The organism is Treponema sp. R6D11, assembly GCF_054786075.1.
Genome location: NZ_BDHD01000902.1, coordinates 1 through 455, shown reverse-complemented (window position 1 = coordinate 455; position 455 = coordinate 1). Strand labels below are relative to the sequence as shown.

Here is a 455-nt window from a genome sequence, read left to right as displayed (position 1 = left end):
GGAAAAGAAAGGCCCATAATCCACTCTTCAAAAATCTTCGCCTTGTACGGAAATATTACGGACGACGAGTTCAATAAGATTAAATCTTGGCTCATAAACCCCGTGGAAAGCAGGGAGGCGTCCCTTGAAAAACCGGAAACCCTCATTCAAAAATACGACAGGCCCAATGATGTGTCAAATATTCATGGCTTTATTTCCCTTTCAAAACTGCGGCTTGACGAATTGCGCGTAACGATGAATTTGGCGATGGATACGCAGGATATTCTCTTTTGTCAGGATTATTTTAAGAACAGTGAAAAACGCGACCCGACTATTACGGAAATCCGCGTGCTGGACACGTACTGGTCGGACCACTGCCGACACACCACTTTTTTGACGGAACTTGACGAGGTAATTATTGAAGACAAGGTTTTGCGCGAAAGTTATAATGATTATCTTTACGCAAGGCTTCTTAC

Annotated in this window: 1 protein-coding gene; it reads left to right on the top strand. The window is 43.3% G+C overall.

Annotation, left to right across the window (positions count from 1 at the left end; all coding sequences use genetic code 11):
* Positions 1-102: 102 nt before the first annotated feature.
* On the top strand, positions 103-455 hold a 353-nt coding region (locus ACYVTD_RS16740; RefSeq protein ID WP_461248784.1), incomplete at its 3' end, for a hypothetical protein.